At 72.9% G+C, this 23,121-nt stretch carries 21 protein-coding genes; 4 read left to right on the top strand and 17 right to left on the bottom strand.

Annotation, left to right across the window (positions count from 1 at the left end; genetic code table 11):
• Positions 1 to 18: 18 nt before the first annotated feature.
• From fxsT to ACIPPM_RS04585, 9 genes are all read right to left on the bottom strand, one after another.
• A complete protein-coding gene (fxsT, locus tag ACIPPM_RS04625; RefSeq protein WP_401442892.1) occupies positions 19 to 3,870 on the bottom strand; it encodes an FxSxx-COOH system tetratricopeptide repeat protein in 3,852 nt (1,283 codons plus the stop codon).
• Positions 3,867 to 4,874, bottom strand: coding sequence for a hypothetical protein (locus ACIPPM_RS04620; protein ID WP_401442890.1), 1,008 nt, complete (start codon positions 4,872 to 4,874; stop codon positions 3,867 to 3,869). Before ACIPPM_RS04620 ends, fxsT begins: the two co-directional genes overlap by 4 nt.
• The gene (locus ACIPPM_RS04615; RefSeq protein ID WP_401442888.1) at positions 4,871 to 5,896 is read right to left on the bottom strand and encodes an AAA family ATPase; all 1,026 of its coding nucleotides are present in this window, start codon (positions 5,894 to 5,896) and stop codon (positions 4,871 to 4,873) included. The genes ACIPPM_RS04620 and ACIPPM_RS04615 overlap by 4 nt, the downstream gene beginning before the upstream one ends.
• The gene (locus tag ACIPPM_RS04610; RefSeq protein WP_401442885.1) at positions 5,893 to 7,140 is read right to left on the bottom strand and encodes a toll/interleukin-1 receptor domain-containing protein; all 1,248 of its coding nucleotides are present in this window, start codon (positions 7,138 to 7,140) and stop codon (positions 5,893 to 5,895) included. The genes ACIPPM_RS04615 and ACIPPM_RS04610 overlap by 4 nt, the downstream gene beginning before the upstream one ends.
• A 22-nt stretch (positions 7,141 to 7,162) precedes the next feature.
• On the bottom strand, positions 7,163 to 8,047 hold the full coding sequence (locus ACIPPM_RS04605) for a DUF4231 domain-containing protein (RefSeq protein WP_401444192.1): 885 nt from the start codon (positions 8,045 to 8,047) through the stop codon (positions 7,163 to 7,165).
• Between the two features lie 52 nt (positions 8,048 to 8,099).
• Positions 8,100 to 9,365 carry an FxsB family cyclophane-forming radical SAM/SPASM peptide maturase gene (locus ACIPPM_RS04600; RefSeq protein ID WP_401442882.1) on the bottom strand — a complete coding sequence of 422 codons (1,266 nt, stop codon included), beginning with the start codon at positions 9,363 to 9,365 and terminating at the stop codon, positions 8,100 to 8,102.
• Between the two features lies 1 nt (position 9,366).
• Positions 9,367 to 9,570 carry a hypothetical protein gene (locus tag ACIPPM_RS04595; protein ID WP_401442879.1) on the bottom strand — a complete coding sequence of 68 codons (204 nt, stop codon included), beginning with the start codon at positions 9,568 to 9,570 and terminating at the stop codon, positions 9,367 to 9,369.
• Between the two features lie 181 nt (positions 9,571 to 9,751).
• Positions 9,752 to 10,174, bottom strand: a complete 423-nt coding sequence (locus ACIPPM_RS04590; RefSeq protein WP_401442877.1) for an SRPBCC family protein — start codon at positions 10,172 to 10,174, stop codon at positions 9,752 to 9,754.
• Between the two features lie 21 nt (positions 10,175 to 10,195).
• Complete coding sequence (locus ACIPPM_RS04585; RefSeq protein WP_401442875.1) at positions 10,196 to 11,206, bottom strand: aldo/keto reductase; 1,011 nt, start codon at positions 11,204 to 11,206, stop codon at positions 10,196 to 10,198.
• Between the two features lie 137 nt (positions 11,207 to 11,343).
• Here ACIPPM_RS04585 and ACIPPM_RS04580 point away from each other — a divergent pair, with 137 nt between their 5' ends.
• Positions 11,344 to 12,258, top strand: a complete 915-nt coding sequence (locus ACIPPM_RS04580; protein WP_401442873.1) for a LysR substrate-binding domain-containing protein — start codon at positions 11,344 to 11,346, stop codon at positions 12,256 to 12,258.
• Here ACIPPM_RS04580 and ACIPPM_RS04575 read toward each other — a convergent pair.
• Entirely contained in the window at positions 12,248 to 13,432 is a 1,185-nt protein-coding gene (locus ACIPPM_RS04575) for a hypothetical protein (RefSeq protein WP_401442871.1), read from the bottom strand. The two genes, ACIPPM_RS04580 and ACIPPM_RS04575, sit on opposite strands and share 11 nt — an antisense overlap.
• A 215-nt stretch (positions 13,433 to 13,647) precedes the next feature.
• Between ACIPPM_RS04575 and ACIPPM_RS04570 the strand changes: the two genes are divergently transcribed.
• On the top strand, positions 13,648 to 13,821 hold the full coding sequence (locus tag ACIPPM_RS04570) for a hypothetical protein (protein WP_217463662.1): 174 nt from the start codon (positions 13,648 to 13,650) through the stop codon (positions 13,819 to 13,821).
• 4 nt (positions 13,822 to 13,825) lie between these two features.
• On the opposite strand, the gene ACIPPM_RS04565 is transcribed toward ACIPPM_RS04570, so the two are convergent.
• From ACIPPM_RS04565 to ACIPPM_RS04545, 5 genes are all read right to left on the bottom strand, one after another.
• Entirely contained in the window at positions 13,826 to 15,022 is a 1,197-nt protein-coding gene (locus ACIPPM_RS04565) for a sensor histidine kinase (protein WP_401442868.1), read from the bottom strand.
• Positions 15,023 to 15,032: 10 nt separating this feature from the next.
• The gene (locus tag ACIPPM_RS04560) at positions 15,033 to 16,721 is read right to left on the bottom strand and encodes a cation acetate symporter (RefSeq protein WP_401442866.1); all 1,689 of its coding nucleotides are present in this window, start codon (positions 16,719 to 16,721) and stop codon (positions 15,033 to 15,035) included.
• Complete coding sequence (locus ACIPPM_RS04555; RefSeq protein ID WP_401442864.1) at positions 16,718 to 17,062, bottom strand: hypothetical protein; 345 nt, start codon at positions 17,060 to 17,062, stop codon at positions 16,718 to 16,720. The genes ACIPPM_RS04560 and ACIPPM_RS04555 overlap by 4 nt, the downstream gene beginning before the upstream one ends.
• 127 nt (positions 17,063 to 17,189) lie before the next feature.
• Positions 17,190 to 17,963: a LytR/AlgR family response regulator transcription factor gene (locus ACIPPM_RS04550; RefSeq protein ID WP_401444189.1), complete on the bottom strand. Its 774-nt coding sequence runs from the start codon at positions 17,961 to 17,963 to the stop codon at positions 17,190 to 17,192.
• Positions 17,964 to 18,125: 162 nt separating this feature from the next.
• On the bottom strand, positions 18,126 to 20,006 hold the full coding sequence (locus ACIPPM_RS04545; protein WP_401444186.1) for an ABC transporter ATP-binding protein: 1,881 nt from the start codon (positions 20,004 to 20,006) through the stop codon (positions 18,126 to 18,128).
• 105 nt (positions 20,007 to 20,111) lie between these two features.
• Here ACIPPM_RS04545 and ACIPPM_RS04540 point away from each other — a divergent pair, with 105 nt between their 5' ends.
• The gene (locus tag ACIPPM_RS04540) at positions 20,112 to 20,876 is read left to right on the top strand and encodes a crotonase/enoyl-CoA hydratase family protein (RefSeq protein WP_401442862.1); all 765 of its coding nucleotides are present in this window, start codon (positions 20,112 to 20,114) and stop codon (positions 20,874 to 20,876) included.
• A gap of 92 nt (positions 20,877 to 20,968) precedes the next feature.
• On the opposite strand, the gene ACIPPM_RS04535 is transcribed toward ACIPPM_RS04540, so the two are convergent.
• Both ACIPPM_RS04535 and ACIPPM_RS04530 read right to left on the bottom strand, forming a co-directional pair.
• Positions 20,969 to 21,310 (bottom strand): hypothetical protein, encoded by a 342-nt coding sequence (locus tag ACIPPM_RS04535; protein WP_401442860.1) that lies wholly within the window; start codon positions 21,308 to 21,310, stop codon positions 20,969 to 20,971.
• A 68-nt stretch (positions 21,311 to 21,378) separates the two neighbouring features.
• Positions 21,379 to 21,702 (bottom strand): hypothetical protein, encoded by a 324-nt coding sequence (locus ACIPPM_RS04530; RefSeq protein WP_401442858.1) that lies wholly within the window; start codon positions 21,700 to 21,702, stop codon positions 21,379 to 21,381.
• A gap of 293 nt (positions 21,703 to 21,995) precedes the next feature.
• Here ACIPPM_RS04530 and ACIPPM_RS04525 point away from each other — a divergent pair, with 293 nt between their 5' ends.
• Positions 21,996 to 23,081: a mechanosensitive ion channel family protein gene (locus ACIPPM_RS04525; protein ID WP_401442856.1), complete on the top strand. Its 1,086-nt coding sequence runs from the start codon at positions 21,996 to 21,998 to the stop codon at positions 23,079 to 23,081.
• Positions 23,082 to 23,121: the final 40 nt, after the last annotated feature.

The following is a 23,121-nucleotide window of genomic DNA, read 5'->3' as shown; positions in this document are numbered from 1 at the left end:
CGGAGCCTTGCTGACGGGTCAGATGGGCTGGGGTTCGAAGTCCCAGTGGGGTCGTTTGAGTGCCTCCGCCGAACGGGTGTGGGGGTGCTGGGGGCCGAGGGTCTCGCGGAGCCGGGTCACCGTGTCGCGCCGCAGTTCCTCCACGTCCTCGGGTCGGCCGAGGGTGAGCAGGTCGCAGGCGCGGGCGGTGGCGGCGGCGAGGGTGAGGGGGTGGTCGACGCCGAGGTGCCGGGCGGCCGCCCGGTGCAGCTCGCTGTCGTGGGCGAGGCTGAGCGGCGTCTGGTCGGTCTGGGCGAGCCGGGCGGCCAGGTTGAGACGGCAGCCCATGGTCCAGGGGTGGTCGTCGCCGACGGCACGGGACATCAGCTGCCAGGCGTTGTGCGCGGAGACCTCGGACTCGCCGCGTTCGTCGCCGTCGGCCCACTGGGCGAGGGAGAGGTTGGCGAGGGAGCCCGCGGTGTAGGGGTGGTCGGGGCCCAGCAGGCGCAGATAGCGGTCGTACAGGGCGCCTGCCAGGTCGTGGGCGCCGCGCGGGTCGCTCATCCGGAGCAGGGTGGCCTGGTCGGAGGCCATCATCAGGGTGTCGGGGTGGAGTTCGCCCTGCACCTGGTGCGAGCGGGCCAGGACGCTGGTGAACAGGGTGGTGGCCTCGTCGAGGCGGCCGTCGCGGCGCAGGCACTGGGCGAGGTTGTGCTCGGCGCGCAGGGTCTGCGGGTGGCGCGGGCCGAGGACCCGGCTGTGCAGCCGGGCGTTGTTCTCCTGCACGGTGAGGGCCTTGCGGTAGCGGCCGAGCAGCCGGGTCATCCAGGCCAGGCACAGTCCGGAGTAGAGCGTCTCGTAGTGGTCGGCGCCGAGGTCGTGGGCCCGTAGTTCGAACAACTCCCGGTGGATGCGCAGGGATTCCTCGTACTGCCCGAGCAGGCCGAGGGTGAGGGCCATGTTGCTGCGGGCCCGCAGCGCGCGCGGTTCCTGGGGGCCCGAGCGCTCGGCGTGGCCCCGCCAGACCTCCTCGAACAGGTCGCGGGAGCGCTGGAACTGGCCGAGGGCCATCAGGGTGCCGCCCAACCCGTCCTTGGTGCGCAGCAGTTCGGGGTCGTCGGGGGCGCGGCTGCCGGACAGCTCGGCCACCGCGGCCCGGCCGACCGCCTCGGCGTCGCGGTAACGGCCCACCCGGCGCAGCAGGTTGGCGTGCTGGTGGACCAGGATCAGCATGTCGGCGTCGCTGTCCGGGTACCGGGGCCGCCAGCGGGCCACCGCCTGCTGGCACAGCCGCAGTCCGGTGTCGTACTCGCCGCGCAGCCTGAGCGCGTCGACGCAGTCCAGCACCAGTCGGCGCACGCCCGGCTCGTCGCGGTCCAGGGTGTCGGCGAAGTCGAGGTGCGGGACGAGGGCCGTGTAGGTGTGCCAGCCGCGCCGGTCGGCCGGGCGGCCGGGGTTGGCGGCGGCCAGGACGGCGTTGGCGGTCCGGGACAGCTCCGCCCAGCGGCCGCGGCTGAGGCCGCCGCGTACGTAGCGGTGGTAGAGCCGGTGCATCCGCGCCGACTCCACGCCGTACTCCAGGGACGGGTCCTGGCTGTAGGTGAGGTGGATGGCGGTGAGGTCGGCGAGGCTGGCCAGGGCGTTCTGCCAGCGGGCGGAGTCGGCGAGGACCCGGGCGAGGCGGCCGGAGAACACCGAGGCGGGGGCGGTCTCGATGAGGCGCACCGGGATGGCGTCCGGGGAGAACAGCACCATCAGCTCGATGAGTTCGGCGGCCTCGGGGTCGTGTTCGCGCAGCGAGTTCAGCAGCAGGCCCCAGGAGCGTACGAAGCCCGTGGGGTAGTCGTCCTCGGTGCGTACCGCCAGTTCCTCCGGGGACTGGCGGTCCAGGTCGTCCAGGTAGGCGTCCACGGACTCGGCGGGGTCGGCGATCAGCCAGGCGGTGGTCTGGGCCAGCACCAGCGGCAGGTCCTCCGCGGCCTCGGCCAGGCGCACGGCCTGCTCCTCGGTGGCCCTCGGGACCCGGCGGCGGATGAACGCGGTGCTCTCCTTCCGGGTGAAGGGGCGCACCGTGTACTCCTGGAAGCCCAGCATGGCGGCCCAGTCCCGGCTGATGCTGGTGATCAGCACGTCGCCGGGGCCCTCGGGGAGCAGGTCGCGTATCTCGCCCATGTCGTCGGCGCCGTCGAAGATCAGCAGCCAGCGGCGGCGGGGCCCGCCGCGATGGCGCAGCTCGGCGTGGACGGCGCGGATGCGTTCGCCCACGTCCCGGGCGACCGGCAGATCCAGATGGGCGGCGAGCGCGGCGAGTTCCTCACGGGCGGTGCCGCGGCGGCCCGCGGTGATCCACCACACCACGTCGTAGCCGTCGCCGTAGCGGTGGGCGTACTCGGTGGCCAGGTGGCTCTTGCCGACGCCCGAGATGCCGTGCAGGACGACGCGGGCGCCCGCCGGGCCGAGGAGTTCGGACAGCTCCTCCAGGTCGTCCTTGCGGCCGGTGAAGTAGCCGTTGCGCCGGGGGGCCTCGCGGGCCTGCTGCGGGTCGTTGGGGAAGCGCGGGCCGTCCGGGTTCCGGGGGTCGTCGCCGGGCTCGATGCCGAGCCGCCCGAGGATCTTGTGGCGGGCCTCGGCCTCGTCTAGTCCGGCGACGTCGACGGGGCGCAGGATGTCCATGGCCTCGGGCAGCGGCTCGTAGGACAGGGCGATGGCGGCGAAGCGGTCGCGGTGCGGCTGGACGATCAGCCTGCATGCCTCGGACCAGGCGGACTCGTCGCGCAGGTCGGGCCGGAGGGCGCGTTCGTTGATGAGCAGCAGGACGCGGCCGGGCGCGGCGAGCAGGGCGCTCAGCGATTCGGTGGGCGTGCGGGTGGCGGTGTCCCAGTGCAGCAGGGTGGTGGTGCAGCCCGCCCGGTCCAGCTGGTGCGCGGTCCACAGCGCCCAGGGGCGGCTTTCGCCCGCGTAGCAGATGCTGATGTGCCCGGCGCCGGGGCGCTGGGAGGCCTGCTCCTCGGGGGCTGCCTCCGGCGGGCCGGGCTGCCGGACGAGCGGGGTGGGCAGGGTGTACGTGGCTCCGTCGGCGGTGTGCAGCAGTCCCCCGTCGGGGCCGACCCACTCCTCCACGGCCGTGTCCCGGCCGATGAGGATGGTCCGGGTGGAGCTGGCGGTGACGAGTTCCACCACCCGCGGATCGGTGTCGGGGACGGTGACGGCGAACTGGCCGGGATCGAGGGGCGAGTCGCTCAGCATCAGCCGGGGGCCGTCCCAACCGAGGTGCAGCCGGGTCGTCGGCAGTCCCTCCGCGATGACCGCCACATCGGCGAGGGCGAGCCGCAGCGGCGGCGGCGGTTCCGGCGGGTCGAGGGTCAGACGGACGGCGGAGAGGGTGAGCAACTGCCATGCCGTGGTGGAGCGTTGAACACGGTCGGGCAGGGTCTCCCACACCTCGGTGAACCAGCGGGCGATGGCCTCGCGCTCCTCCTCGACCAGCGCGCGCAGCGCGGGCCGCAGCGCCTCCTCGATGCGTACGTCGGCGTCGGGCCGCCCGCTCACCGCCTGCCAGGTCGCCGTCTCCTGGGCGACCATGGCCGGGGAGGCACCGGCGCGTAACTCCTGGAAGGTGGGCCAGAGCCGGTGGACGGGGTCGTTCTCGCGGGCCTCGGCGAGCCGGTCGGTGAGCTCGGCGCGCAGCTCCTCCAGCAGGGCCGGGTTCAGCTCGACGTATCCGAAGCCCCGGTGGGTGACGAGGTCGCCGAACCACAGGTCCACCTCGGCGGCGACGTCCAGTCCGGGGGCCGCGCGCAGCCGGACCGCCCGCATCAGCTCCGGTTCGATCCGGGCGGCGACGCTGAGCAGCACCGCGAGGGTCCGGCCCGGCCGCTGCTCCGCGTTCAATGCCGGGCCCCGAGTGCCTTGCCGACGGTGGTGCCCCGGTCCCAGACCACCAGCGGCAGCAGGGTGCGGGCCCAGCGGGGCCAGTGGCGCTCGGGCAGCGGTACGAGGGCGACGGGTGCGCAGCCGCGGCGGCGGATGGCGCCGACGGTGGCCCGCCACTCCTGTTCGGTGGCCCGCCACGGGTTGAGGGCGGGGCCGCCCGCGCCGAGGTCGGAGAGGATCAGTACCCGGGCGCCGGGCCGGGGCGGCAGATAGGGGCGCCGCCAGGTGGCCCGCGCGCGCTCGCCCGCCCCGCGCGTGGGGACGTCGGCGAAGCGCAGCACCTGGGTTCCGGCGACTCCGGCGAGCGCGCGGACATGACCGATCACGTCCTCCACGTCGCGGGCGAAGGGTTCCATGGCGCGGGAGGTGTCGGCGAGGATCTGCACCCCGTGGCGGAGCGTGGCCAGCGGCAGCCGGGGGATGGCGGTGAGCGGGCGGGCGTGGGCGAGTTCCTCGGTGGCGCGGTCGACGTCGAGTTCGCCCTCGGGTGCGATCCGGGACAGCACCGAGGTGAGCAGGGCGGCGGTGGAGCGGGGGGCGAGCAGCGGCAGGTGCGGGGGCTTCGGTGCGGCCTCGCCCCGGCCGCGCGGGCGGGGCAGCGAGGGGGTGCCCCAGCTGTGGTGGGGGCGGTGGGGTTCGTCGCCGGGGACCAGCACGGTGACGGTGGCGTGTTCGGCGGGCTCGTCGCGGCGGCCGAACACGCCGGGGTCGGGGTTCTCGGCGGGAGGCCGCGCGGGGTCCTCGGGGCGGGCCGGTGCCTGTCGGGCGGGTTCGTCGGGGGTGAGGTCCGCCTCGCCGGGGCCCGGTGGTCCGGCGGGGGTGCCACCCATACCGAGCAGGGCGGCGATGCGCGCGTAGTCCTCCGGGGAGCGGGTGCCGAGGGCCCGGGCGGCCCGCGCGACGTCACCGAGCCAGACCTCGCCGGTCAGTCGCCCGTCACCGGGCCGGACCTCGCCGGTCACGCCGGGTCGCCCGTCATCTGCTGCGGTTTGATCAGCACGTTGCGGGTCAGCAGCCGCCATTCGTCGTCGCCGGGGCGGATGCCGAGGGCCCGGCAGGCGCGCAGGGCGTCCATGTACTCGGCGGTGCTGGGACGGCGTACGTCCTGTTTGCCGGCCTGGTCGCGGACCTCCATCAGCTTCTCGGCGACGGCCTCGGCGAGTTCCACGTCGGCCTCGGTCACCTCGCCCGGACCGTCCTCCATGTGCTCCTTGGCGATCCTCACCAGCATGCGCTGGTCGTGCTCCGGCAGCATGTGGACCACACAGCGGCGCAACAGGGCCTGGGGCAGCTCGCGTTCCTCGTTGGTGGTGAGCACCACGAGGTGCCGGGCGCGGGCGGTGCTCTGGGCGTCCGCCGGGAGCACGGGCTGCTCGGTCTCGATGTCCCGGCCGATCTCCGCCACCCGGAAGCGGTGCGAACCGAGCGGTACGAGAAGGCTGTTGGGCACGTCCGGGTCGGCCTTGTCGATCTCGTCGATCAGGACCACCGCGTGGTCCTGGCTGCGACCGGAGTTGACCTTGTCGAAGGGGTCCGGGCACGGGTCGGTGATCTCCACGCCGTCGGGCCTGCCGCGCCTGCGGGCGGACTCGGGCGCGAGCGCCCACCACAGCACGCCCGGCTGGACGTAGGCCGCGTCGTCGGGGGCGTCGCCCCGGCGGGCGGCGACCTGGGCGTCACCGAGCCTGCGGACGCTGTCGAAGCTCCACAGCAGTTCGCGCGGCTGGGTGCGGTAGGTCACCACGTGCTCGTAGTACCGCCAGCCCAATTCGCGTGCGATGTACGGCGCGAGGGAGGATTTCCCGGAGCCGGGCCTGCCGCGCAGCAGCAGCGGGCGGCCGGTGGCGAGGGCGACCCGGACCGCGAAGTCGAGTTCCGGGGCGATGACATAGACGCGTCCGTCGCCCCGGTCGGGGGTGTCGAGCCAGTCGGTGCCGCCCCGGTCGCCGGACCGCTCACGTGTGCCGGTCTGTTCCTGGGTCACCACGCCCTCCTGCCGCTGGGACGTACGCAATCCTGCACCCGCCGGTCGACGGCCGTGACCAGAGTCTCATGACCGGCCTCGAACCGCGGGTCGAGAACCAGCACTTCGTCGGGGTTTCCCGGCCAGCTCTCCCGGACGTCGACGTCCCGGCCGGGGATGACGAGGACGCTGAGCCAGGACACTTGGCCGTGCAGCCGCTCCAGCACCCGGTGGACCACGGCCAGTTCGCAGCGCGTGGCGTCCAGCAGCAGGAAGAGCCGGCCGAAGCCGCGGGGTTCCTCGGCGCCGTCGAGTTCGTCGTCGGCGTCCAGGCCGATGGCGTACTTCACGGCCCGCTCGCACTGGTCGAGGAGGTGGTCCTCGGGGTCGTCGTCACCGGGCGGGCGCCCGTCGGCCTCGGCGATGTAGTAGCTGCGGGTGTCCACGCAGAACGCCCTGGCCAGGTAGTGGTGACCGATCAGCGGGGTGTCCACGGTCAGGACGACGACGCGACGCACGGTGCCGTCGGTGTCGCTGACGATGCGCCGGGCGTCGTCGCGGTCGACCCAGACCGGCAGGATCATCCGGGCCAGGTCCTCCACCCGTTCCCGCTCCAGACCGCCCATGCGGGCGACGAGGATCGCCTTCAGGAGGTGGTCCACCTCATGGGTGTCGAGCATCTGCGAGGCCAGCAGCAGCGGGGCGAAGCCGGGTATCAGGGCGGTGTGTTCCTCGGCGGGGATGTCGAGTTCGCGGGCCATCCGGGCGAAGACGGACTGGTCCTTGATCTCGCGGAGCACGATGCCGATGTTCTCCAGCCAGAGCCCGACCCCGTCCTCGCCCGCCTGCCGCAGCCGGGGAAAGAGTCCGGCGAGCCGGGCGACCTCCACGGCGGTGTCCGGGCCCATCCGCTCCACGTCGTCGGTGGCCAGATAGCGCAGGTCGGACTTGCGCAGCTCGCCCGCGCCGACGCCGTCCACCAGGACGGTGACCAGCACCATGCCGGGGTAGAGGGTCTTGCGCCAGTGCAGGATGTTGGTCTCGCGCCGCACCCAGGGGGAGCCCAGGGCCGCCTTGTTGACGAGGACCAGGGCCGCGTCGCACTCGCCGAGGAACCGGGCGAGCTTCAGCTCCCAGGGGCGGCCCGGCAGCTTGATGCGCTTGTCGAGCAGGACCTCGTGCTTCTTCTCGTCCAGGCCCTCGGCGAGCGCGTCCAGCAGGCGTCCGGTCCGTTCATCCGCGCTGGTGCTGTGACTGATGAACACCCTGACCACCCTCGCCCCGCCTTCAGTCCGCGATCCACTTGGCCATCCAGCCCTCGTTCTGTACGGAGACGACGTGTTCGGCCCGCTCGGCCAGCCGGTCGGCGTCCGCGTCGGTGACCGGGTCGCACCCCCGCCACCAGCGCAGCAGCCGCTCCAGCTCACCGGCGGTCCGGCCGAACTCCACCTGCTGGGCCACATAGCGCGCCGTCGCCCCGTGGGAGACCACGGCGGCCGAGACGGCGGCGACGACGGGTATCCAGGCGGCCGCCTCCTCCACCGCGAACGCTCCGGCGATCGCGCCGAGCACCACGGAGACCGCGGCGAGCGCCTGCCCCCAGCGCTCGACCAGCCGGGCCCGCTCGCCCATCTCGACCGTCTTCGGCCGGTAGTAGTCCTCCAGTTGGGGCCGCAGCCGCACCTCGACATAGTCGGTGATGTCCTGCACCGGCGGCAGCGGGCGCTCGGCCGGGCGCAGGCCCGCGAGGGCTGCTTCCAGGTCGGCGGCCTCGGCGAGCACGGCGTCGGTGCGCTCGCGCAGCACCCGGTCGCGGGCGTCCGGCTGCCGGTACTGGGCGACCCGGGCGAGACGGACGTACAGCTCGCTCTTGAGTTCCTCGGACACCGAGCGCATCCGGGTCCAGTCCCGGACCCGGTCGGGCGCGGCTCCCCGGGCGGCGAGCGGGGCCGCGCCCGCGGCCAGCAGGGCCAGGAAGGCGCACACCCGGCCGGTCACCGGGCTGTGCGGCATCAATTGCGAGGCGGCGGCTCCGAAGACGGCCGCGCAGACGACGGCGCCCAGGGTCGCCGCGCGTGCCCGGCCGATCGCCGCCTTGTGCCGGTTGGCCGCCTGGGACCATGTGCTCTGGGCCCGCCAGACGTCCTCGGCCGTGCCCACTCCCCCGTCCATGCTCACGCAAGGATTCTGACGCGGCTTCAACTGCGGTGCAATGACAATGCGTTCAATCGGTCAGGAGCGGCCCGGATCGCAGAACCGGTTCGATTCTTCGTGCGATATGCCTGATGAGCAGAGCGAGATCTGTGCAGTAAATCGACCTGTTACGGAATCCGGTGCCCGTCTGATAGCGGTGGGCGTAGTGCCCGCCTCCGCATACGCGCACGACCGGGCAGGTCAGACAGTCGCGGGACAGGGCGAGGGCGCCCAGTTGCCGGGCCGCGATGCCGGGGTGTTCCAGCACGTCGTCGAAGCTGTTGTCGAAGACGTTCATCCCGGTCGAGGGCGCGTTGGCATATGCCGATTTCAGGGAATCCACCTGTTCGACGGCACCGTCCGTCTCCACCAGGACGGCGGCGACCGGGGAGAGTCCCACGGCTTCGGCGCGGCTGGGGAATCCGAGGAGCAGACCGATGATTTCGGTGAAGATCCGAATGCGGCTGGGCCGGTGATCCTCGTCGAACCAGCGGTCGAAGACACGGGCCAGCCATTCGCCGTAGGGCGCGTCGGTGACGGTCGCCGGGCCCTTGCCGGGAGGTGGGTGCGCCCAGTTGGCGTGCGGCAGGAGGAGGTCGAGGGCGGGGGGACGGAACTCCATCAGGGAGTCGTAGACGTCCTCGGGGTCCAGGTCGAGGTCGATGGTGCACAGGATGCCCGCGTACGCCTCGGGGCGGCGGGCGAGGTGGGCGAGGCCGCGGGTGGCGGCGTCCCAGGCGGGGCGTCCGGCGTGGTCGACGCGGCGCTTGTTGTGCTCGGGGCGGCCGCCGTCGAGGCTGACGCCGACCCGGACCTCGGCCGCCGCGAGCTGGTCCACCGCGTCGGCGGTGAGCAGGGTGCCGTTGGTCTGGACGCTGACCCGCACCGCGCACTCCGGGCCCGCCGCGGCCCGTACGGCGGCGCGCACCGCGTCGACCTGCGCGAGCGCGGTACGGGGGCCGCCCAGAAGCGGTTCTCCCCCGTGCAGTTCGACCCGGATCTCGCGCAGGCCGTGGGTGCGTACGTGCTCCCCGATCCGGGCGGCGCTGCGTTCCAGCACCGGCTGGGCGACCCTGGCGGGTCTGCCGCGCCAGGAGTCGTCGGCGGCGTTGTAGACGTAGCAGTAGTGACAGAGGAGGTTGCAGCGGCTGTTGAGCTTCAGGACGAACTGGTGGAACGGGACCGGTTCGGTGCCTGCCGCGCGGAGGGCGGGCACGTCCAGCAGCCGGTGCGGCCATGGGGCCGACGCATGCACGTCCGCCGTGTCCGCCGCTCCCCCGTCCGGACCGTGGTTCACCTCAGGGACTGTCCTCGTAGTAGGCGATCGGCCGTCCCACGGTGTGCTTCTCCCGGTCCCGCAGCTCGCGCAGCACCTCGGTGAGCACGGGGTGGCCGTGATCGTGCGGCGGACGGTCCTGGCCGCTTCCGGGCACGGGACGGAGCCGGACGGCTCGGCCGGGGCCGACGGCCACGAAGTGGTCGTCCAGCCGGGGATTCGACACTCTGCTCCCTCCGCGTTCAGCCACTGCGGGCGTGGCTGTGCCCCGGTCGCGTCGCGCGCGACGGGCAACGGGGCCAATCGTAGAGGCAGCCGGGTGCCCGTGAGCCGCCAACGGCCCTTCCGCCCCACGCGAGTCGGGCAGGTGAGCGAACGCGGTGAGCCCGCTCCGGTCCCGTCCGGGGTCACGCCGCTTCGCGCAGCGTCCGTTCCAGTGCCGCCAGGCCCTCGGTGTAGATGCCGTGGAACAGGGCGACCGCCTCCTCCTCGGTGGCGCCGGCCGGGGTGAACGTGCCGGACCACTCGACGCGGGCGGCGCCGGGGTCGGGCAGCTCGCGCACGGTCAGGGTGGAGAGGTAGCCGGTGACCGGGAAGGGGGCCTTCAGGATGGCGTACGTGTAGCTGCGCGCCTCCTCGTCGAAGGCGGTCAGGCGTTCGACGATGACCTCGCCCCCGGCGTTGGTGAGGGTGCGGACGCGGCCGCCCTCGGAGAGGGTGCTGCCGGGGATGTAGGGCAGCCAGTCGGGCAGCGAGCCGAAGCCGCCGATGAGCCGCCAGACGTGCTCGGGGGTGTGGGGGACGTCGATGTGGGTGCTGGTGCTTGCCATGGTGATGCTCCGGAGCCGGGGTCAGACGGTGGGGACGGGGGCGAAGGCGGAGATCAGGTGCTCCGCGCGCAGGTCGGCCCAGAACGCGGCCGGGACGGTCTCGTGCAGCGCGGCCACGTCCTCGGCGATGCGGCTGGGCCGGGTCGCGCCGGGGACGACGGCGGCGGTGGCGGGGTGGGCCAGGGCGAACTGGAGGGCCGCCGCCTTGATGGAGACGCCGTGCCGTTCGGCCAGGGCCTTGATCCGGTCGACCTTGTCGAGGATGGCCCGCGGGGCCTCCTGGTACTCGAAGTGCCGCCCGCCCGCGAGCACTCCGGAGCTGTAGGGGCCGCCGACGACCATGTCGACGCCCTGTTCGGCGGCGGCCGGGAGCAGCCGCTGGAGGGCGCGGTCGTGGTCGAGCAGGGTGTAGCGGCCCGCGAGGAGGAAGGCGTCGGGGCGGGGCTCGTCGAGGTCGAGGGTCAGCTCGATCGGCTCGACCTTGTTGACGCCGAGGCCCCAGGCCTTGATGACGCCTTCGTCGCGCAGCTTCTGCAGGACGCGGAAGGCGCCGGTGCGGGCGGTCTCGTAGCGGGCGAGCCACTGGTCACCGTGGAAGTCCTGGGCGATGTCGTGGACCCAGACGATGTCCAGCCGGTCGGTGCCCAGCCGCTTCAGGCTGTCCTCGACGGAGCGCAGGGTGGCGTCGGCGGTGTAGTCGTCGGTCATCCGGTTGGGGCGGCCGTGCTCGAAGAGGCCCCCCTTCTCGCCCAGCTCGCGGGCGGCCGGGTCCTCGATGTCGTCGTGGATGACGCGGCCGACCTTGGTGCTGAGCACGTAGTCGTCGCGCGGGCGGCCCGCGAGGGCCTCGCCGAGGCGCAGTTCGGACAGACCGGCGCCGTAGAAGGGCGCGGTGTCGAAGTAGCGGATGCCCTGGTCCCAGGCGGCGGCGACGGTCGCGGCGGCCTCTTCCTCGGGGATGGCCCGGAACATGTTGCCGAGCGGGGCGGTGCCGAAGCCCAGGGGGCCGGGGAGGAGGGACTTGATACCCATGTGAGCGTGATCCTTGCCTTTGCGGGGGTTTCGCGGGCCTTGCGCTGGTCCGCGTCGCTTGCCCTGTCGAGGCTAGGATCGAAGCTTGAGACTGTCCAAGACTTGCTTGGACATACTTGAGTCCCTGGAGGTCTCATATGCTGGATCTGCGCCAGCTCCGCTATTTCGTGGTCGTCGCCGAGGAGGAACACGTGGGCCGCGCGGCCGACCGCCTGCACATCTCGCAGTCGCCGCTCAGCCGCCAGATCGCGGCGCTGGAGAAGAACATCGGGCTGACCCTGTTCGAGCGCGGCCAGCAGCGTATCCGGCTCACCGCGGACGGGCGGGTGTTCCTCTCCGAGGCCAAGGCGCTGCTGCGGCACGCCGACCGGCTGGAGAACCTGGGCCGTCGGCTCGGCCGGGGCGAGGAGGGCGGGCTGTGCATCGGGTACACGGTCGACGCCATGCACACCGGGGTGCTGCCGCGGGCGCTGCGGGAACTGCACGACGAACGGCCGGGCATCCACGTCGCCCTCTACAACTTCCCCGCCGCCGAGCAGTTCGAGGGCCTGCGCCAGCGGAGCCTGGACATCGCCCTGGTCCCGGAGCCGCCCGCCGAGGACGACCCGGACCTGCGGGCCGCGCTGCTGACCGACGACCCGCTGCTGCTGGCCGTGCCGACCGGGCACCCGCTCGCCGAGTCGGCCGGGGTGGACCCGGCCGACCTGGCGGAGCAGCCGTGGATCGCGGTGGAGAACAGCCGACGCCCAGCCTGGCGGGACGAGTTCATCGCCGCCTGCGCGGCCGCCGGGTTCACGCCCGACATCCGGCTGGAGGCGTCCGAGCCGCTGACCGCGCTCGGTCTCGTCGCCTCCGGGCTCGGGGTGGCGCTGATCCAGCGCAGCATGCTGCGCGGTCCGGTGGCGGGGGTCACGGTGCGCGAACTGCCGTGGCTGGACATGTTCGTTCGGCTGTGGGCGGCCTGGCACGCGGTCGATCTGCGGCCCGTGGTGGCGTCGTTCCGGAAGACCGTGCTCGACACCCGCGCGGAGCCCGGCGACGTCAGTACCTGAGCAGCGCCGCCACTCCCCCGGCCTCGGCGAGGGTGCCGTCGGGGACGAACAGGATCTGGGAGTCGGCGTCGATGGCCCGGTCCACGAGCTGCTCGATGATGTCGGTGGCCACGCCGAGGGTGTGCGGCGGCGGTTCGACGTCCGGCCTGGGGTCGGGCAGGGTGACCGGCTCGGGCACCTCGACCAGTTCCAGCACCCGGCCGTCCTCGGTGATCCGGCCCGCGAGGTCCAGCCCCTCCTCCACGATCAGCCGTGCCACCCGCTTGTCCGCGACGGCGGTCCAGACCTCCAGCGGCCCGCCCGCGTACTTGCCGAGCCCGCGCGCCTCGCCCAGCTCGTCGACGGCCTCCGCGACCTGCTTCTCGCGGAACTCGGCGAGGACCGGCTCCAGCCGCTTCATCAGGTCTTTCGCCCGGTCCTTGTCCATCCCGGTCAGCGGGAGGGTGCCCGCGACCATGTCGCCGTGCGTGGTGACGGCCTTGAACGCCGCGAGGATCTTGTCGCCGCCGATGACGAACAGCGGCAGGTCCCCGTCGTGCTCCTCGACCGCGTCACCGAGCCGCTTGTCGACCATGCGGAGATACTGCTCGACCCGCGCCTTGTGTCCCTCGTACGGCGCGGAGTGCGGGATCGCGCCGGGCAGCGCGTCCTCCGGGGACGGGATCTCCGGCGCGCACGGGAAGCCGTGGTGCTCGACCTCGTCCAGGCGCTTCACCGAGCCGTGGTAGAGACGGCACATCTCCTGGTCCAGGACGAGCACGAGGAACGGCCGGGACCGCTGCTCGGCGGCCTCCAGATACCGCGTCAGGAACTGGTCGGCGAACTCCACGCGCGGGCGCACCGGCGCCAGGGAGGTCATCTGCCAGACCTGGACCGGCTCGTCGGCCGCCACGTAGACCACCATGGCGTCGTCGGGGTGGAAGGGGTCGGCCACCTGCTCGATCACCGAGGTGTCCAGCATGTGGTTCCGCAGCTCCAGCCGGGTCTCCCGCGAGACCTCCGGGTCGTCCGCGAGGCGGCGCTTGGCCTCGGTGACGAGGTCGCGCAGCAGGATGCGGTCCTTCTCGCTGAAGGGGAAGTCCGGGTCGGTCGGCATCACCAGGGTGATGGCGGGGTACGGCCTCGGCTCGCTCAGAGCGGCACGGATCTCAGGAGTCAGCTCAGAGGTATGCACCAAGTCAGCGTCGCACCGCGCCCCCGCGCCCGCACCTCGAAACGGGGCCCGGCCCGGTCGCCCGAATGGCGGAGCGGACATACCATGAACCGTAACGAAACGGGCGCCGTCGTACGCCGGTGACCCGATCTCCCCGAACAACATCTCCCCGAACAACATCTCCCAGGACGCATCTCCCTGGACACGCAGACCTGATGCGAGCAAGGAGTCGAGTCATGCGTAAGAACTCTCCGGTGAAGGGGCATCACGGCCTGGGCGCGCGGGGGCAGGGCAAGCAGCTCTACTACCACACCCAGATCCCCGAGGCAGCGGCCCGACAGGCCAAGGACCAGCCCCACAACCAGCGTCAGCAACAGGAGCGCAAGCAGCCCAACGGCCGCTGGACCTGAACCCTCACCCCTGGCGCGAGCCGGGGCGGAACTTCGGGACCCGTACGGTGATCTTCGTGCCGGCACCCACGCCGGTCTCGATGACCAGACCGTACGGGTCTCCGTACACCTGGCGCAGTCTGCGGTCGACGTTGCTCAGGCCGATGCCGGTGTCGGGTCCGGCGGTGCCGCGCAGCAGGGCGCGGAGCCGGTCCGGTTCCATGCCGACGCCGTCGTCCTCGATCACGACGCGGGCCTCGGTGCCCTCGTCCTCCGCGATGATCGTGATGCGGCCGCGCTCCGCGGACTCCTCCAGACCGTGTTTGAGCGCGTTCTCCACGAGCGGTTGCAGACACAGGAACGGCAGGGTCACCGGCAGCACCTCGGGCGCGATCCGCAGGGTGACCGCGAGGCGGCGGCCGAAGCGGGCGCGGGCGAGTTCGAGGTACTGCTCGATGGAGCGCAACTCCTCGGCGAGCGTGGTGAAGTCGCCGCCTCTGCGGAACGAGTAGCGGGTGAAGTCGGCGAACTCCAGCAGGAGTTCACGGGCCCGCTCGGGGTCGGTGCGGACGAACGAGGCGATGCTCGCCAGGGAGTTGTAGATGAAGTGGGGGGAGATCTGGGCGCGCAGGGCGCGGATCTCGGCCTCGATCACGCTGGAGCGGGCCCGGTCCAGGTCGACCAGTTCGAGCTGGACGGAGACCCAGCGGGCAACCTCCTCGGCGGCCCGCAGCAGCACCCCGGACTCGCCGTCGCCGAAGGCGGCGAGCACGCCGGTGACCCGGCCGTCCACGGTCAGCGGGGCGAGCACCCCCTGCCGTACGGCGCAGTCGGCGTGCGCGCAGTCCAGCTCCACGCTCTGCGTACGGCCCCCGCGCACCACGGCGGACAGCCGCTCGGTGATCTCGGCGCGGTGGTGGTCCCCCGCGCCGTCCCAGGCGAGGACGGACTCCTCGTCGGTGAGGGCCAGCGCGCCGGTGCCGAGCAGCGGCCGCAGCCGCCGGGCCGCCTTGCGCGCGGTGTCCGGGTTGAGCCCGGCCCGCAGCGGGGGCGCGGCGAGCGAGGCGGTGTGCAGGGTGTGGAAGGTGGCCTGCTCGACGGGGGTGCCGGGGCCCGCCGGGTTCGCCTGCTGACGGCGGAGCGCGACATGCCCGAGCGCGGCCCCCAGCACGAACAGCGCGAGCCCCGCGACGGCCAGCAGCAACACCCCGAGCACGCTCACGTCCGCCACCTCACGCCCGCCCCTCCGGCAGATGCAGCCGCGCCATGGTGGCCGCCGTGCCGGGCGGTATCCGGCGCCGGGTGGCCAGCGAGACCAGCACCATCGCGGCGAAGCCGACCGGTACCGACCACACGGCGGGCCAGGCCAGCAGGGTGTGGGTCCAGCCCTCGCGGGCGCCGCCCACGATGGTCGCGGTGACCGCGGTGAGCGCCGAACCGCCGCCGAGGACCAGCCCGGCGACGGCACCGGGCGGGGTCAGGCCGCGCCACCAGATGCCGAGGATCAGCAGCGGGCAGAAGGAGGACGCGGACACGGCGAACGCCAGCCCGACCGCGTCGGCCACCGGCAGCCCGCCGACCACCGTCCCGGCGGCGGTGGGCACGGCGATGGCGGGGACGACGGCGAGCCGGAAGTGCCGGAGTCCCAGCGCCGGGAGCACGTCCTGCGCGAGCACCCCGGCGACGGACATGGTGAGCCCGGACGCGGTGGACAGGAAGGCCGCGCAGGCGCCGCCCGCGACCAGCGCGCCGAGCAGGTCGCCGCCGACCCCGCCGATCAGCCGCTGCGGCAGCATGAGGACGGCGGCGTCGGTGTCGCCGGTGAGCAGCAGGTCGGGCGCGTACAGCCGGGCCAGCGAGCCGTACAGCGGGGTCAGCAGGTAGAACGCGCCGAGCAGGCCGAGCACGATGACGGTGGTGCGGCGGGCGGCCCGGCCGTCGGGGTTGGTGTAGAAGCGGACGACCACGTGGGGCAGGCCCATGGTGCCGAGGAAGGTGGCGAGGATCAGTCCGTAGGTGGCGTACAGGCCGTGTTCGCCGCGGCTCGGGGCGAGTGAGGCGGAGCCCGTCGCCCGGTCCGGCAGCGGCACTTGGGCGCCGGGGGGAAACCGGAGTTCGGTGTGGGCGCCGATGTGGTGGCGGCCTTCGGTGAGGGTGAGGGCGGCCCCGCGCAGGGGGTGTCCGTCGACGCTGCCGGAGACGGTGACGCGTACGGGTTCGCGCACGGTGACGTTCACCGGCCGATCGACGCGGACCTCGGTGGACCGGTGGAAGACGGGCCGCTCGTCCCAGGCGGGCATCGGGGCGCGGTCGGCGTGCCAGGCGGCGAGCAGGAACACCACGGGCACCAGCAGGGCGGTGAGTTTCAGCCAGTACTGGAACGCCTGGACGAAGGTGATGCTGCGCATGCCCCCGGCGGCGACGGCGGCGGTCACCACGACGGCGACGACCAGTCCCCCGAGCCAGCCGGGCGCGCCGGTGATCAGCCGCAGGGTGAGCCCGGCGCCCCGGAGTTGAGGCAGCAGGTACAGCCAGCCGACGCCGACCACGAGCATCCCGGCGATCCGGCGCACCGCCCGCGACTCCAGCCGGGCTTCGGCGAAGTCGGGCAGCGTGTAGGCGCCGGAGCGGCGCAGCGGGGCGGCGACGAAGGTGAGCAGGACGAGGAAGCCCGCGGTGTAGCCGATGGGGAACCAGAGCATGTCGACGCCCTGGGCGAGCAGCAGTCCGGCGATGCCGAGGAAGGAGGCGGCGGAGAGGTACTCGCCGCTCACCGCGAAGGCGTTGAGGCGGGGGGCCACGGTGCGGGAGGCCACGTAGAAGTCGGAGGTGGTCCGGGAGACGCGCAGGCCGAGCGCGCCGACGAGTGCCGTGGCGAGCACCACGGCGGACACCCCCGCCATTCCGTAGGTCTGGTTCAACGCCCGGTCACGTCACCCTCGTTGCGCTCGGCGCGGCGGATGTACCAGGCGCCGGTGGCGAGCAGGACGGGGTAGGGCGCGAGGCCCAGCAGCAGCCAGGCGGCGCCCTGGCTCGTGTCACCGGGCGGCAGCAGCCGGAACACCACGGGGAGCAGGCCGAGGGGAAGGGCGAGCAGGGAGCAGGCGCCGAGGCCGATCCGCAGCTGACGGCGCATCAACTGTCTTACGGCAGCGTCGTCGTGGCCCGATTTTCGCGTGTGCGCAATGCCGGTCCGGGTGGGGCGGGCGGTGCCGGGGGCTCCGGTGACCACCTCCCGGCGCGGTGCGGGTTCCGCACCCATGACGCACCCCCCGAGACACCGGTGATCACCTTGTTGCGGCGAGTGTACGCAGCGCTCCGGTGGTGAGACAGGGCCCGGACGGGGTTCGGCACAGGGTCGCCACAGTGGGCCGCCGGACCCCGGCCGCTCAGCGGACGCGGGCCGCGGTGCCGGTGGCACGGCGGGCCAGCAGGTCGCGCAGTTCACGGGCGTTGCGGCGGCTGACGGGGAGCACGCGGCCGCCGACCCGGACCGTCAAGTTGCCGCCGTCCAGCCGGAGTTCCTCGATCCGGGTGAGCGCGACGAGATGGCTGCGGTGGATGCGCACGAACCCGTGCGTGCGCCACTGCTCCTCCAGCGTGGACAGCGGTACGCGCACCAGGTGGCTGCCGCGCCGGGTGTGCAGCCGGGCGTAGTCGCCGTGTGCCTCGGCGTAGTCGATGTCGGCGACGGGCACGAACCGGGTCACCCCGCCCAGTTCCACCGGGACCTGACCGGCGGTGGGCGGTGCGGCCGGGTGGGCGCGGGGGCCCTGACCGGCGTGGGTCAGTTCGGCCACCCGGCGCACGGCCTCGGCGAACCGCTCCTTGCGGAGCGGTTTGAGGAGGTAGTCGACGGCCTTGAGGTCGAAGGCGCGGACGGCGAAGTCCTCGTGGGCGGTGACGAAGACGATGAGCGGCGGTGCGGTGAACCCGCCGAGCAGGCGGGCCAGTTCGAGGCCGCTCAGGCCCGGCATGTTGATGTCGAGGAAGACGACGTCGACGGCCTCCGTACCCCCGTCGACCGCCCGGCCGAGGGTGCGCAGTGCCTCGGTGGCCTCCAGCGCGGGCAGCACGCTGCCGACCCGGGGGTCCTGGTCGAGCAGGTACAGCAGCTCCGAGAGCGCGGGTTCCTCGTCGTCCACGGCGAGGACCCGCAACAGGCCCTCGCCGTGGCCGCCTTGTGCCTCGGTTCCCCGCGTCCGCCCTGTCCCGCTCATCCCCGACGACCCCTCTCTCCCGTGCCCGTGGGAGGAATCGTGGGCCCTGTCGCGGGTGGCGTCCAGCACGGCGGCGCGGTCGGTCCACCGCGAGGCCGGTGAGGCTCAGGCCACCGTCGCCGTCTCGTCGTCCTTTCCGGCGAACTGGGTGCGGTACAGCTCGGCGTACCGGCCTCCGGCCGCGAGGAGCTGGTCGTGGGTGCCGCGTTCCACGATCCGCCCGGCCTCGACGACGAGGATCTGGTCGGCGGCGCGGACGGTGGAGAGCCGGTGGGCGATGACGACGGCGGTGCGGTCCTGGAGCGCCTCGGCGAGGGCCTCCTGCACGGCCGCCTCGGAGGTGTTGTCGAGGTGGGCGGTGGCCTCGTCGAGGATGACGACGCGCTGCCGGGCCAGCAGCAGCCGGGCGATGGTCATGCGCTGGCGTTCACCGCCGGAGAGCCGGTAGCCGCGCTCGCCGACGACGGTGTCGAGCCCGTCCGGCAGGGATCGTACGACCCCGTCCAGCCGGGCCCGGCCGAGCGCGTCCCACAGGGCGTCGTCATCGGCGTCGGGGCGGGCGAGGAGCAGGTTGGCGCGTACGGTGTCGTGGAAGAGGTGGCCGTCCTGGGTGACCATGCCGACGGTGGCCCGCAGCGAGGTCGCGCTCAGGTCGCGTACGTCGGTCCCGCCGACCCGCACGGCGCCGCTGTCGGTGTCGTACAGCCGGGGCAGCAGCTGGGCGATGGTGGACTTGCCCGCGCCGGAGGAGCCGACCAGGGCGACGGTCTCGCCGGGGGCGGCGCGGAAGGAGACGCCGTGCAGGACCTCGGCGCCACCGCGTACGTCGAGTGCGGCGACCTCCTCCAGGGAGGCCAGGGAGACCTTGTCGGCGGCCGGGTAGGCGAAGCGCACGTCGTCGAACTCGATGGCGACCGGGCCGTCCGGCACCGCGACCGCGCCGGGTTTCTCGGCGATGAGCGGCTCCAGGTCCAGCACCTCGAAGACCCGCTCGAAGCTGACCAGGGCACTCATCACCTCCACCCGCGCTCCGGCGAGCGAGGTCAGCGGGGCGTAGAGCCGGGTGAGCAGCAGGGCGAGGGAGACGACGGCGCCCGCCTCCAGGGTGCCGCGCAGCGCGAACCAGCCGCCGAGGCCGTAGACGAGGGCGAGCGCCAGGGCCGAGACCAGGGTGAGGGCGGTGATGAACACGGACTGCGCGGTGGCGGTGCGCACCCCGATGTCCCGGACGTGCCGGGCGCGGGCGGCGAACTGGGCCGACTCCTCCTCGGGGCGGCCGAACAGCTTGACGAGGGTGGCGCCGGGCGCGGAGAAGCGTTCCGTCATCCGGGTGCCCATGGCCGCGTTCAGCTCGGCCGCCTCCCGCTGCATCCGGGCCATCCGGCGGCCCATCCGGCGGGCGGGCAGCACGAACACCGGCAGCAGCACCAGGGCGAGCAGGGTGATCTGCCAGGACAGGGTGAGCATCACGGCGAGGGTGAGCAGCAGGGTGACCACGTTGGTGACCACGCCGGACAGGGTGGAGGCGAAGGCCCGCTGGGCGCCGATGACGTCGTTGTTGAGGCGGCTGACCAGGGCGCCGGTGCGGGTGCGGGTGAAGAAGGCGACGGGCATCCGCTGGACGTGGTCGAAGACGGCGGTGCGCAGGTCGAGGATGAGCCCCTCCCCCAGCGTCGCCGACAGCCGCCGAACGAAGATGCCGAGCCCGGCCTCCGCCAGCGCGACCGCCGCGATGAGCAGCGAGAGTCTGACCACCCGGCCGGAGTCGTGGCCCGCCACGATGGCGTCGACGACGCGTCCGGCGAGCACCGGCGTGGCGACCGCGAGCAGGGCGGTGACGATACCGAGCAGGACGAACCGGGTGATGCCCGCGCGGTGCGGTCGGGCGAAGGCGGCGATACGGCGCAGCGTGGCGCGGGCGAGGGGCCTGCGCTGCTGCTGCGCGGTCATCACGCTGTGCAGCTGCGTCCAGGCGGTGGTTTCCATGCTCATGGGTCCAACGTAGGACCTCAAGTTTGCTTGAGGTCAACCGTCGGGCGTCCCGGTGGGGCACAGTGGCCCCTTCAGCAGCTCGGCGAGGAGGGGTCCCCGGTGCCGGTTCGGGTGGAGACACAAGGCCATGTGACGACGGTCGTCCTGTCGCGCCCGGCGGCGCGCAACGCGGTCGACGGCCCGATGGCGGCCGAACTGGCGGCCGCGTTCCGGGCGTTCGAGGCGGACGACCACGCCCGGGTGGCGGTGCTGTGGGGCGAGGGCGGCACGTTCTGCGCGGGCGCCGACCTGAAGGCGATCGGCACCGAGCGCGGCAACCGGGTCGCGCCGGACGGCGACGGCCCGATGGGGCCGACCCGGATGCGGCTGTCCAAGCCGGTGATCGCGGCGGTGGCGGGGCATGCCGTGGCGGGCGGTCTGGAGCTGGCCCTGTGGTGCGATCTGCGGGTGGCGGAGGAGGACGCGGTGTTCGGCGTGTTCTGCCGCCGCTGGGGCGTACCGCTGATCGACGGCGGCACGGTGCGGCTGCCCCGGCTCATCGGCACCGGCCGGGCCATGGACCTGATCCTCACCGGCCGTCCGGTACCGGCCGCCGAGGCGCACGCGATCGGTCTCGCGGACCGCGTCGTCCCGACGGGCCGCGCCCGCGCCGAGGCGGAGGAGCTGGCGGCGGCGATCGCCCGCTTCCCGCAGGACTGTCTTCGGTCCGACCGGGCCTCCGCACTCGACCAGGAGGGACTGCCGGAGGAAGCGGCGATGCGGGGTGAACTCCGTTACGGGATGGCCGTGTTGCCCGAGGCGTCGGAGGGGGCGGCGCGGTTCGCCGGGGGTGCGGGGCGGCACGGCATCTTCGGCGAGGCGTGAACTCACGGGGAGACACGGGGAGAAGAAACGTGACCTCACAAGGAGAACAGGCGTGAACTCCCGAGGAGAACACGCCTGTCACCGGTCGGCCGTCACTTGTAGATGATGACCCTGCCGTCCCTGCCGTTGTGACCCCGGCGTCCCCAGGGGCCACGATCGCCGTCGTCACCGTCGTCGCCGTGCTCCCCCGTGACGCCCCTGGGCCCGATCGGGCCGGCATCGCCGGACGGGCCCGAGGGGCCGGGCGGGCCGGGCGGACCCTGATGCTTGCCGACGCCGCCGTCCTCGAGACTGACGCGCTGCATCTGCATTTCGTCGAGCTGCTGTTGGTGGGCGACGAGCAGCACCGCCTGCGCGACCAGTACGACGGTCAGCGCCGCACCGGCCGCCATGCGGCGCCGCGAACCGCCCAACACCTCTTTGATGCTTCTCATTGATCCTCACACTGTGTGACGGTGCGACACGAAGGACGCCGGTTCACGGGGTAGCCGCGAGCGCGGCCCTAGCTCGCCGGCGGGGCGACGGCGTCCTTGCCGTCCTTGCCGTCCTTGCCGTCCTTCCCGGGCGGACCGGCCGCGCCGTCCGCGCCGTCCGTCCCGTCCTTCCCGGCCGGACCGATGGGACCGGCGGGGCCGGTGGGACCGGGCGGACCGGAAGGACCGGGCGGACCCGGCTCCATGTCCTTCTCGAAGTCGACCGACTGCGTCTGCAGACCCTGGATCTGCAGGTGCTGCTCGACGATGACGGCGGACTGCACGACGAGCGCGATGGTGAGCACGGCGCCGAGCACGAAGGGACGCCGCGGGCTTCGCAACGTTTGAGTCACGCTTCTCATATTTATCCTCACGCTGAGTGACGAGCGAAAGTGTAAAGGACGATAAGTCCAGAAATGCGAATCTCCGCGTCGAGTGTCCGCGCGGCTCTTCGGAGGCACCCGGCACCGGCGTGAACTGCCTCCCGCATGCGGCAGGATGACCACACGTGCCCTTCATCGAACCTTCGTACAGTGAGCACGTTCGCCCATCCCGGACAGCGAACAGGTGACAACGTGACGCAACATCACATCCGGTCGGCATCGGCGTCCTCGGGCGTCGCGGGACGTCCCGGCGGGGGTGACCGATGAACCGTGGCGTGACCCTGGACGACCTGGTCCTCGCCGGTATCGCGCTGGCCGCCGGTCTGGTGCTGGCCTTCCTGTCCCGCACGGTGCTGCGCTGGCTGGCCAAGCACGCCAAGCGGACCCGCTGGAGCGGTGACGACGTCATCGTGGACGCGCTGCGCTCCGTCGTGCCGTGGGCCGCGATAGCGGGCGGTGCCGCGGCGGGCGCGGCCGTGCTGCCGCTGACCGGCACCGTCCAGAAGCACGTCAACCAGACGCTCCAGGTCTGGCTGATCTTCGTGGTGACCCTGTCGGCGGCGCGGGTGATCGCGGGCCTGGTGCAGAGCGTCACCCAGTCCCGCTCGGGCGTCGCGGGCTCGGCGACCATCTTCGTCAACATCACCCGCGTCCTGGTGCTGGCCATCGGCTTCCTGGTGGTGCTCCAGACGCTGGGCATCTCGATCGCCCCGCTGCTCACCGCCCTCGGCGTCGGCGGTCTGGCGGTCGCGCTGGCGCTCCAGGACACGCTGGCCAACCTGTTCGCGGGCATCCACATCCTCGCCTCCAAGACCGTGCAGCCCGGTGACTACATCCGGCTGAGCAGCGGCGAGGAGGGGTACGTCGTCGACATCAACTGGCGTCAGACGACCGTGCGTCAGCTCTCCAACAACCTGGTGGTCATCCCCAACGGCGAGCTCGCCAAGACCAACATGACCAACTTCACCCGCCCCGAGCAGGAGTTGACGGTGCTGGTGCAGGCGGGGGTGAGCTACGACTCGGACCTGGAGCACGTGGAGAAGGTGACGGCGGAGGTCGTCGACGAGGTGATGACCGAGATCACCGGCGCCGTCCCGGAGCACGAGGCGGCCATCCGCTTCCACACCTTCGGCGACTCGCGGATCGGGTTCACGATCATCCTGGGCGTCGGCGAGTTCAGCGACCAGTTCCGGATCAAGCACGAGTTCATCAAGCGCCTGCACCGCCGCTACCGCGAGGAGGGCATCCGCATCCCGGCCCCGACCCGCACGGTCGCGCTCCAGCAGGGCTCGGTACTGATACCGCACCAGCGCACCGCCGACGACGTGACGACACCGTCCGAGCAGTGAGCACGGTGGCGGCGCCCTCCCGGCCGGGGGGGCGCCGCCA

This window comes from Streptomyces sp. NPDC090119, assembly GCF_044747085.1.
In the GTDB taxonomy this organism is placed as follows: Bacteria; Actinomycetota; Actinomycetes; order Streptomycetales; family Streptomycetaceae; genus Streptomyces.
The sequence above is the reverse complement of the archived record's forward strand: the minus strand, read 5'-3'. Positions and strand labels throughout refer to the sequence as shown.

Coding starts and splice junctions, on each gene's coding strand:
- ACIPPM_RS04585 (WP_401442875.1), bottom strand. CDS start 11,206: ATGGGTATCAAGTCCCTCCTCCCCGGCCCCCTGGGCTTCGGCACCGCC.
- ACIPPM_RS04525 (WP_401442856.1), top strand. CDS start 21,996: ATGAACCGTGGCGTGACCCTGGACGACCTGGTCCTCGCCGGTATCGCG.
- ACIPPM_RS04580 (WP_401442873.1), top strand. CDS start 11,344: ATGCTGGATCTGCGCCAGCTCCGCTATTTCGTGGTCGTCGCCGAGGAG.
- ACIPPM_RS04570 (WP_217463662.1), top strand. CDS start 13,648: ATGCGTAAGAACTCTCCGGTGAAGGGGCATCACGGCCTGGGCGCGCGG.
- ACIPPM_RS04590 (WP_401442877.1), bottom strand. CDS start 10,174: ATGGCAAGCACCAGCACCCACATCGACGTCCCCCACACCCCCGAGCAC.
- ACIPPM_RS04545 (WP_401444186.1), bottom strand. CDS start 20,006: ATGGAAACCACCGCCTGGACGCAGCTGCACAGCGTGATGACCGCGCAG.
- ACIPPM_RS04535 (WP_401442860.1), bottom strand. CDS start 21,310: ATGAGAAGCATCAAAGAGGTGTTGGGCGGTTCGCGGCGCCGCATGGCG.
- ACIPPM_RS04605 (WP_401444192.1), bottom strand. CDS start 8,047: ATGGACGGGGGAGTGGGCACGGCCGAGGACGTCTGGCGGGCCCAGAGC.
- ACIPPM_RS04555 (WP_401442864.1), bottom strand. CDS start 17,062: ATGGGTGCGGAACCCGCACCGCGCCGGGAGGTGGTCACCGGAGCCCCC.